Raw genomic sequence first — 6,238 nt, forward strand, 5'->3', positions numbered from 1 at the left:
ACATGCTCTCCGGCAGGCCCATCACCTGCGCGGGCAACCCGCGGGGGGGGCGTCCTCGTTCAGAAAGGAGTCCCCATGGCACCCCATATCACTCACCTCACCCAGGCAGACTACCAGATCAGTCAGTGGTCCGGCGGGACCACCACCCAGATCGCCATCGCCCCCCAGGGGGCCCTCTATGCGGACCGGGACTTCCTCTGGCGGCTGAGCTCCGCCACCGTGGACTTGGACGAGTCCGACTTCACCCCCCTCCCCGACTACCACCGGCTCATTGCCCCTCTCCGGGGAGAGATGGAACTGACCCACGACGGCGGCCCCCTCATCTCCCTGGCCCCCTATCAGGTCCACGCCTTCGACGGCGGGGCGGACACCCACTCCCGGGGCCGCTGCGTGGACTTCAACCTGATGCTGCGCAAGGACAGATGCGCCGGCAGTGTCTCCCCCCTGCGCACCAGCGGCGGCCCCGTCAGCTTCTCCGCCGAACCCGGCTCCTCCACCCTCATCCTCTACTGCGCGGAGGGGAGCGGCACCTTGACTTTCGCTGGGGAATCGAGTACCATTGCCTCAGGAGAAGCCGTTCTGATCCAGGACCCCGGCAGCGCTCCGCTGCACCTGGACTGCCCGGGCCCGGCCTCCTTTATGGCGGCCCAGGTCCGTTCCCTCCCTTAACTTCTAACTTCATAGACATCCACGATAAATCATAAAAGAAGGAGACTGATTCCCATGGAAATTAAGAGCGACATTGAAATTGCACAGAGCTGTGAAATGAAAAACATCCGGGAGATCGCGGCCACGGCGGGCGTGGACGAGAAGTACCTGGAGATGTACGGCAACTACAAGGCAAAGGTGGACTACAAGCTGCTCAACGAGACCCAGGCTCAGGACGGCAAGCTGATCCTGGTCACCGCCATCACCCCCACCCCTGCGGGCGAGGGCAAGACCACCACCTCCGTAGGGCTGGCGGACGGCCTGCGGAAGCTGGGCAAGAAGTCCGTGGTCGCCCTGCGTGAGCCCTCCCTGGGCCCTGTGTTCGGCGTCAAGGGCGGTGCGGCCGGCGGCGGCTGGGCCCAGGTGGTGCCCATGGAGGACATCAACCTCCACTTCACCGGCGACTTCCACGCCATCGGCGCGGCGAACAACCTGATGGCCGCCATGCTGGACAACCATATCCAGCAGGGCAATGCCCTGGGCATCGATGTCAAGCAGATCACCTGGAAGCGCGCGGTGGACATGAACGACCGCCAGCTGCGCCACATCGTGGACGGCCTGGGAGGCAAGGCCCAGGGCGTGCCCCGTGAGGACGGCTTTGAGATCACCGTGGCCAGCGAGATCATGGCCGTGCTGTGCCTGTCCACCAGCATCACCGACCTGAAGGAGAAGCTGGGCCGGATGATCGTGGCCTACACCTATGACGGCAAGCCCGTCACCGCCCATGACCTGAAGGCCGAGGGCGCCATGGCCGCCCTGCTAAAGGACGCTCTGAAGCCCAACCTGGTCCAGACCCTGGAGGGCACCCCTGCCTTCATCCACGGCGGCCCCTTCGCCAACATCGCTCACGGCTGCAACTCCATCATCGCCACCCGCATGGCCCTGAAGCTGGGGGACTACGCAGTCACGGAGGCCGGCTTCGCCGCCGACCTGGGCGCAGAGAAGTTCATCGACATCAAGTGCCGCAAGGCCGGCCTGAAGCCCTCCGCCGTGGTGATCGTGGCCACCGTGCGGGCGCTGAAGTACCACGGCGGCGTGCCCAAGCCCGAGCTGAACCAGGAGAACCTGGAGGCGCTGGAGAAGGGCCTGCCCAACCTGCTGCAGCACGTGGACAACGTGAAGAACGTGTACGGCCTGCCCTGCGTGGTGGCCATCAACGCCTTCCCCACCGACACCAAGGCCGAGCTGGACCTGGTAGAGAGGAAGTGCAATGAGCTGGGCGTCAATGTGGCCCTGTCCGAGGTGTGGGCCAAGGGCGGCGAGGGCGGCAAGGCTCTGGCCGAGGAGGTCATCCGCCTGTGCGAGCAGCCCAGCCACTTCCAGTTCGTGTATGATACCCAGGCCTCCATCCAGGAGAAGCTGGACACCATTGTGAAGAAGGTGTATCACGGCGAGCGGGTGGTGCTCACCGCCAACGCCAAGAAGCAGGCCCAGCAGCTCACCGACCTGGGCTTCGGCGACCTGCCCATCTGCATGGCCAAGACCCAGTACTCCTTCTCCGACGACCAGACCCTGCTGGGCGCGCCCAGCGGCTTCGAGGTCACGGTGCGCAATCTGAAGGTCTCCGCCGGCGCCGGCTTCATCGTGGCTCTCACCGGCGATATCATGACCATGCCCGGCCTGCCCAAAGTCCCCTCTGCCGAGAAGATCGACGTAGACGAGAACGGCAGGATCACCGGCCTGTTCTGAGCATATGACCACATGCAGGGGGAGGCGCACGCCGCCTCCCCCTGCCCGAATCACCAAAAGGAGGAGACCCATGGCAGTTTTGCTCAGCGGAAAACCGGTGGCGGAACACATGTGCCGGGACATCCGGCTCCGCTGTGAGAAGCTCTCCCGCCGCGGCGTCACTCCCACCCTGGGCATCGTCCGGGTGGGACGCCGGGAGGAGGACATCGCTTATGAGCGGGGGGCTATCCGCCGGGCGGAAAGCCTGAACATCGCCGTCCGGCTCTTCCTGCTGCCCGCGGACGCCTCACAGCAGGAGCTGATCCAGACCCTGCGGACAGTGAACGAGGACAGCTCCATCCACGGCTGCCTGCTATTCCGCCCCCTGCCGCCCCATCTGGACACCGAGGCGGTGACCAGCGTCCTGGCCCCGGAGAAAGACATCGACGCCATCACCACCGCCTCCATGGGCGGCCTGCTCACCAAGAGTGACATCGGCTTTCCCCCCTGCACCGCCACCGCCTGCCTGGAACTGCTCCACTACTATGATATCCCCTTGAAAGGCAAGAAGATCGCTATGATCGGCAAAAGCGCCACCGTGGGCCTGCCCACCGCCCTGCTGCTGATGAAGGAGGAGGCCACCGTCTCCGTCTGTCACATCTTCACAGACAAGGAGGACACCCGCAGCTTCTGCCAGGACGCCGACATCATCATCTCCGCCGCCGGCTGCCTGGACCTGATCCGGGCCGACTATGTGCGCCCGGGCCAGGTGGTGGTAGATGTGGGCGTCAACATCGGCCCGGACGGCGCCATGCATGGGGACGTGGCCTTTGACGAGGTGGAGCCCATCGTGGCTGCCATCACGCCGGTCCCCGGAGGCGTGGGCGCGGTGACCTCCACCGTGCTGGCCCTGCATGTGGCCCAGGCGGCCTGCCGGTCTCTGGAACAAAGGAGATCATGAACAACTACCTCTCCCCCGCAGAATTGCTCGCCTCGTACAGTGCGGCGGGCGTCAGGAAAATGGAGCGCTCCGCCGCCAGCCTGCTCCTGCTGGGAGCGCTGGCCGGGGCCATCATCGCCATCGCCGCGGCCGCCACCAACACGGCGGTCTACGGCATCTCAGACACCTGGACCGTCCGGACCATCTGCGGCCTGCTCTTCCCCTTCGGTCTGGGGCTGGTCGTCGTCACCGGTGCGGAGCTGTTCACCGGAAACTGCATGCTCCCCCTCACTCTGTTGGAGAAAAAGGGGGGATCGGCGGTCCTGATGGTGCGCAACTGGGCGCTGGTCTTTGCCGGGAACGCCCTGGGCTCGCTGCTGGTGGCCTGGCTGTGTGTCTCCTGCGGCCAGCTGGACTACTCCGCCGGGGCCCTGGCCGTATACACCATCCGGGTCGGGGCCGCGAAATGCGCCCTTCCCTTCGGCAGCGCCTTGGGCCTGGGCGTGCTGTGCAACCTGCTGGTCTGTCTGGGGGTGCTGGCCGCCGCCTCCGCCCGGGAGACACCGGGCCGCCTGATGGGCGCCTTTCTTCCGGTCTGCTTTTTCGTCTTGTGCGGCTTTGAGCACTCCGTTGCCAACCTCTATTACATCGGCGCGGCCCTAATGGCCGCCGCTGTCCCCCAGTACGCCTCGCTGGCAGCAGCCGCGGGCGTCGATCTGGCCCCTCTCACCCTGACCGGGGCCGCCTCCAACCTGGTCCCCGTCACCCTGGGCAACATCCTGGGGGGTGCCGGGCTGGCCTTGCTCCTTTGGTATTGTCACTTAAAGCAGGGAGGGACTCCTTCATGACAGGACAGGAAGCCATTGAACTGATCCATCAGCGGGCCTGGACCGGCCGGAAGCCGGGCCTGGAGCGTACCCAGGCACTGCTGGCCAGCCTGGGCAATCCTGAGCGCCGCCTGCGCTTCGTCCACATCACCGGGACCAATGGCAAGGGGTCCACCGCGGCCATGACAGCCTCCATCCTGGCTCAGGCTGGGCTGCGCGCTGGCCTGTTCACCTCTCCCCACCTTTACCGCTTCCACGAGCGGATGCAGGTCAACGGGGCACCCATCCCGGATGAAGTCCTGGGCCGCCTCACCCAGCAGGTGCTGGAGGTGGCGGAGGGGATGTCCGATCCCCCCACCGAGTTCGAGCTGATGACCGCGGTGGGCATGGAGTTCTTTTTGGAGGAGCAGTGTGACATCGTGGTGCTGGAGGTAGGTCTGGGCGGCCGCCTGGACTCCACCAACGTGATCCCCGCCCCGGAGGCGGCGGTCATCACCAACATCGGCCTGGAGCACACCCAGGAGCTGGGCGGCACCCTCACTCTCATCGCCCGGGAGAAGTCCGGCATCCTCAAGCCGGGCTGCCGGGCCGTCCTCTACCGCCAGAGCGATGAGGTCACCCAGGTGATCCAGTCCGTCTGCCGCCAGCTGGACATCCCCCTCCGTCAGACCGACCCCCAGGAGCTGGAGGTCCTCTCCTCCGGTCTGGAGGGTCAGGACTTCCGCTACCGGGGCCGGGGCCCCTACCGCCTCTCCCTGCTGGGCAGCTACCAGCTCTCCAACGCCATCACCGCCCTGGAGGTGGTGCAGGCACTCCGGGATGCCGGCTGGACCATCCCGGAGGAGGCGGCAGCCCGGGGACTGGCCGCGGCCCAGTGGCCCGGCCGCCTGGAGCTGGCCCGCCGCTCCCCCGACTTCATCGTGGACGGCGGCCACAACCCCCAGTGCGTGGACGCCCTTGCCGCCGCCCTGGAGAGCCTCTACCCCGGCCGGAAGCTCATTTTCCTCTCCGGTGTCCTGGCCGATAAGGACTGGCATTCCATGTTCCGCCGTGTCCTCCCCCTGGCAAAGGCCTTTGTGGCGGTGACACCGGACAGCCCCCGGGCCCTCCCCGCCGCCGAGCTGGCGGCCTGGCTGGCCCAGTTCTCCATCCCGGTCTCTGTCCAGGAGACCCTGGACCAGGGGGTGGACACCGCCCTGGCCCTGGCCGGCCCGGAGGACGTGATCTGCGCCTGGGGCTCCCTCTACTCCGTAGGGGAGATCCGCCACCATCTGGGGCTGTGCTGACCCCTCCCCCGTTTTCCCAGCGACCATACACAGAATAGGAGTACCGCGTCAAGTGCCGGCGGATGGGAAGTGGCCGCCGGACGAAAAGGCAGCTGTCTTGCGGTGGTGCTCCGCTTCCGCTGTCGTATCAGGGTATCCTTTTACGGCAACTGAAGAGGAAACCGCTGAGAGGCTCTCTCAGCCCGTGAAAGGAAGAGATAAATGAAAGCTCAGAAAAACACCAAGATCATGGTCACCTGCGCCCTTCTGGTGGCCCTCCAGGTCATCCTGGCCCGGTTCCTCTCCATCAACACCACCTTCGTGGTGGTCAACTTCTCCTTCCTGGCCGTCGCCCTGTCCGGCATCCTTTTCGGCCCCCTGTGGGCTCTGGCCGTGGGCGCGGTAAGCGACTTGATCGGCGCCACCCTCTTCCCCTTCGGCGCCTTCTTCCCCGGCTTCACTGTCACCGCCGGACTGGTGGGACTGATCTACGGCCTGTTCCTCCACCAGAAGGGGGAGGGCTTCCATGGACGCGCTCTCTGGCTGCGGGTGGTGGGCGCCTCCCTGTGCGCCAGCCTGACCCGGCTCGTGCTCAACAGCGTCTGGCTCTACATCATGTACGGCAAAGGCCTGTTCGGCATGCTTCCCGCCCGCTTCACCGAGACTATCTGCATGGTGGCGGCCCAGATCCTGCTGATCCCGGTGCTGCTCTCCCTCTCCCGCCAGCTGACCCGCCGGGGCGCTTTCCCCGCCTGAGGGCCTTCCCCCTCTCTCCACCGCCAAAAGGGACCGGGGGGGGGGGGGGGGGGGGGGGGGGGGGGGGGGGGGGG

The 6,238-nt window shown here is 66.3% G+C and carries 6 protein-coding genes and 1 riboswitch; all 6 genes read left to right on the plus strand.

Annotated elements, in window-relative coordinates; translation table 11 throughout:
* Positions 1-75: 75 nt before the first annotated feature.
* Positions 76-669 (plus strand): HutD family protein, encoded by a 594-nt coding sequence (locus NE584_RS18920; RefSeq protein WP_050624470.1) that lies wholly within the window; start codon positions 76-78, stop codon positions 667-669.
* Positions 670-723: 54 nt separating this feature from the next.
* Positions 724-2,397 carry a formate--tetrahydrofolate ligase gene (locus NE584_RS18925; protein WP_193955472.1) on the plus strand — a complete coding sequence of 558 codons (1,674 nt, stop codon included), beginning with the start codon at positions 724-726 and terminating at the stop codon, positions 2,395-2,397.
* 70 nt (positions 2,398-2,467) lie between these two features.
* Positions 2,468-3,337, plus strand: coding sequence for a bifunctional 5,10-methylenetetrahydrofolate dehydrogenase/5,10-methenyltetrahydrofolate cyclohydrolase (locus NE584_RS18930; RefSeq protein WP_256183504.1), 870 nt, complete (start codon positions 2,468-2,470; stop codon positions 3,335-3,337).
* Positions 3,334-4,164, plus strand: coding sequence for a formate/nitrite transporter family protein (locus tag NE584_RS18935; RefSeq protein ID WP_108981456.1), 831 nt, complete (start codon positions 3,334-3,336; stop codon positions 4,162-4,164). Before NE584_RS18930 ends, NE584_RS18935 begins: the two co-directional genes overlap by 4 nt.
* Complete coding sequence (locus NE584_RS18940) at positions 4,161-5,429, plus strand: folylpolyglutamate synthase/dihydrofolate synthase family protein (protein ID WP_256183505.1); 1,269 nt, start codon at positions 4,161-4,163, stop codon at positions 5,427-5,429. The genes NE584_RS18935 and NE584_RS18940 overlap by 4 nt, the downstream gene beginning before the upstream one ends.
* 28 nt (positions 5,430-5,457) lie before the next feature.
* Positions 5,458-5,553: riboswitch (THF riboswitch) on the plus strand.
* A 77-nt stretch (positions 5,554-5,630) separates the two neighbouring features.
* The gene (locus tag NE584_RS18945; protein ID WP_050624466.1) at positions 5,631-6,164 is read left to right on the plus strand and encodes a folate family ECF transporter S component; all 534 of its coding nucleotides are present in this window, start codon (positions 5,631-5,633) and stop codon (positions 6,162-6,164) included.
* Positions 6,165-6,238 lie beyond the last annotated feature (74 nt).

The sequence above is a fragment of the Clostridium sp. DFI.5.61 genome, assembly GCF_024462915.1.
In the GTDB taxonomy this organism is placed as follows: Bacteria; Bacillota; Clostridia; order Oscillospirales; family Oscillospiraceae; genus Lawsonibacter; species Lawsonibacter asaccharolyticus.

Excerpts from the sequence above, each read along its gene's own strand:
- NE584_RS18940 (WP_256183505.1), top strand. The coding sequence starts at position 4,161 with ATGACAGGACAGGAAGCCATTGAACTGATCCATCAGCGGGCCTGGACC.
- NE584_RS18935 (WP_108981456.1), top strand. The coding sequence starts at position 3,334 with ATGAACAACTACCTCTCCCCCGCAGAATTGCTCGCCTCGTACAGTGCG.
- NE584_RS18945 (WP_050624466.1), top strand. The coding sequence starts at position 5,631 with ATGAAAGCTCAGAAAAACACCAAGATCATGGTCACCTGCGCCCTTCTG.
- NE584_RS18925 (WP_193955472.1), top strand. The coding sequence starts at position 724 with ATGGAAATTAAGAGCGACATTGAAATTGCACAGAGCTGTGAAATGAAA.
- NE584_RS18930 (WP_256183504.1), top strand. The coding sequence starts at position 2,468 with ATGGCAGTTTTGCTCAGCGGAAAACCGGTGGCGGAACACATGTGCCGG.
- NE584_RS18920 (WP_050624470.1), top strand. The coding sequence starts at position 76 with ATGGCACCCCATATCACTCACCTCACCCAGGCAGACTACCAGATCAGT.